Source organism: Streptomyces olivaceoviridis (assembly GCF_014650115.1).
Lineage (GTDB): Bacteria > Actinomycetota > Actinomycetes > Streptomycetales > Streptomycetaceae > Streptomyces > Streptomyces olivaceoviridis.
This window is the reverse complement of record NZ_BMUI01000090.1, coordinates 1-3,049: the sequence shown is the minus strand read 5'-3', so window position 1 is coordinate 3,049 and position 3,049 is coordinate 1. Positions and strand designations below refer to the sequence as shown.

The window sequence follows — 3,049 nt, the reverse complement described above, 5'->3', positions numbered from 1 at the left end:
CTCCCGGACCGACGTCCGCGCGGGACGCGACTACCTGGTCGCCTTCAACAACGCCACCGAGGACAGGACCGTCACCGTGCCGACCGGTTCGCCCGACACGCCGTACCGGGCGCTGTACGGGGCCACCGGCACGGCACGCGGCGATGCCGACGGCAAGGTCACCGTGACGATCCCGGCCCTGTCCTCCGTCGTGTACCAGGCGGTACCGCCACCGCACCGGCCGACGGCCGCGCCGTCGCTCGAACTCACCGTCCCCGGCGCGGGCGCCCACGGAACCGTGGAGGTCTCCGCCGACGTCACCGGCGGCGCGTACCGGCGGGTCGTCTTCGCCGCCCAGGCCGGCAACGGCCCGTGGCAGACGCTCGGCACCGCCGACCACGCCCCCTACCGGGTCACCCAGAACATCGCCGCTGACGTTCCCGCGGGAACACCGCTGAGGTACAAGGCGGTCGTCGTCGACCGCGCCGGCCGGACCGCCGCCGACCTCGCCACGACGACCGCCGGCCGGGCGGAGGCGACTCCGGCACCGAAGGCGGCACGCCACTGGGCCGTCGTCCACTACAAGCGCCCCGACGGCGACTACGACCGTCTGCGGCTGCGCACGGCCGACGGCCGGACCGCGGCCTTCACCGGCCGGGACGCCTACGGGGCGTTCGCCTGGCTGGCCCCGCCGGAGGGCTCCACCGAGATCCCCTTCACCGTGGAGCAGGACGGCGTCACCGACGGCCCCGCGCGCACGCTGGACTTCGCCGCGGCACCGGAGGTGTGGACCGAGCAGGGCAGCGACACGGTGACGGCCACCAGACCCGAGGACGCCTACCCGGCCCAGGACCCGGCGAAGGCGGTCATCCACTACCACCGCCCCGACGGCGACTACGACGGCTGGGGCCTGCACGCCTGGACGGGCGCCGCCCACCCGCCGGAGTGGAACGACCCGATCCGCCCGGTGCGCCGGGACTCCTTCGGCCTGGTCTTCGAAGTCCCGCTGACCGACCACGCGGACTCCCTCAGCTACATCCTGCACAACAAGGAGGAGAAGGACGTCGCCTCCGACGAGGCCCTCGACTTCTCCCTCTACGGTCACGAGGTCTGGCGCGTGGCCGGGGACAGCGCCTACCTCACCCCCACCCTCGGCGGCGCCTTCGGCCTGGACCTCGGCACGTCGGCCGCGACCTGGCTGGACGACACCACCGTCGTATGGCGGGGTACCGGTGCCGGCGTCGCCGGCCAGCAACTCGTGTACGCACCCGACGGCGGCATCCGTGTGCAGGACGGTGCCCTGTCGGACGAGGGCCACTGGCTGCGGCTGGTTCCCGGACGCCTGACCGACGCGCAACGGGCCGCCCACCCGGAGTTCGCGGACGACCAGGCCTTCACCTTCGACCCACGCGACCGCGACCGGATCGCCGAGGCCCGGGCCGCCCGCCAGGTGATCGCCACCCAGCGAGGACAGGACGGGGCGCTGCTCGGCGCGACGACCGTGCAGATGCCGCCGCGCCGACCTCCCCAGCACACCGCACGAAAGGAAAGAGCCGCACCATGACGCCCTCACCCACCGCCCGCGGCAACCCGGGTGGACCACCGGCACGCCCGCGCGGCCGGACCCTCCCGGCCGCCGTCACCCGCTCCGCCACCGTGGCCCTCACCGCCGCACTGCTGACCACGGCCCTGCACGCCGCCCAGCCGGCGAGCGCCACGGACCGCCCGCCGGCTCCGCCGTCCGACGCCCGCCTGGCCGCGGTGCCGGCCCGGCACGACATGACCCGCGAACAGTTCTACTTCCTCCTCCCCGACCGGTTCGCCAACGGCTCCGCCGGCAACGACCGGGGAGGGCTGACCGGCGACCGCACCGCCACCGGGTACGACCCCACGGACAAGGGGTTCTACCAGGGCGGCGACCTGAAAGGGCTGATCAGCAAACTCGACTACGTCAAGGGGCTCGGCACCACCGCGATCTGGCTGGCCCCGATCTTCAAGAACAAACCGGTGCAGGGCAACGGAGAGAGCGCCGGCTACCACGGCTACTGGATCACCGACTTCACCCGCGTCGACCCGCACTTCGGCACCAACGCGGACCTCGCGGAACTCATCCGCAAGGCCCACGCGAAGGGGATGAAGGTCTTCTTCGACGTCATCACCAACCACACGGCCGACACCGTCACCAACACCGAGCACAAGTTCGCGTACCGCGGCAAGGGCGCCTACCCCTACCTGGACACGGAAGGCCGCCCCTTCGACGACAGCAAGGGCATGCGGAAGGTCGACACCCGCAGCTTCCCCTACACACCCCAGGTCGGCCCGGACGAACGGGACACGAAGGTTCCGGCCTGGCTGAACGACCCGACCATGTACCACAACCGCGGCGACTCCACCTTCGCCGGGGAGAGCACCCTCTACGGCGACCACACCGGTCTGGACGACCTGTGGACCGAACGCCCCGAAGTCGTGCACGGCATGGAGGAGATCTACGAGAAGTGGGTCCGGGACTTCCGCGTCGACGGCTTCCGCGTCGACACCGTCCGCAACGTCGACATGGCCTTCTGGACGCAGTGGGCGACGGCACTCGACGCCTATGCGGCCAAGAAGGGCCGGAAGAACTTCTTCGTCTTCGGTGAGACGCTCTCCTCCGACCCCGCGGTCACCTCGCCGTACGTACGCCAGGGCCGGCTCGACGCGACCCTCGACTTCCCCCTCCAGGACGCCATCCGCCAGTACGCCTCCCAGGGCCGGGCGGCCGACGGGCTCGCCGACGTCTTCGCGCAGGACTACCGCTACACCACCGACAAGACCAACGCCTACAGCGAGGTGACCTTCCTCGGCAGCCACGACATGGGCCGCGTCGGCGCCTTCGTCACCCAGGACCACCCCGGCGCGGACGACGCCGAGCTCCTGCGCCGGGACCGCCTGGCCCATGAGCTGATGTTCTTCTCGCGGGGCGACCCGGTGATCTACTCCGGGGACGAGCAGGGGTTCACCGGTGCCGGGGGTGATAAGGACGCGCGTCAGACGATGTTCGCGTCCAGGGTGCCGGACTACCTGGACGACGACG

At 71.8% G+C, this 3,049-nt stretch carries 2 protein-coding genes; both read left to right on the top strand.

Translation table 11 applies throughout. From position 1 onward, the window contains the following. A partial coding sequence (locus tag IE273_RS42965; RefSeq protein ID WP_308437096.1) for a pullulanase-associated domain-containing protein occupies window positions 1-1,543 on the top strand: 1,543 nt, incomplete at its 5' end. Beyond that, window positions 1,540-3,049 (top strand): alpha-amylase family glycosyl hydrolase (locus tag IE273_RS42960; protein WP_268257555.1); only part of this gene is annotated, 1,510 nt, incomplete at its 3' end. The genes IE273_RS42965 and IE273_RS42960, both read left to right, overlap by 4 nt.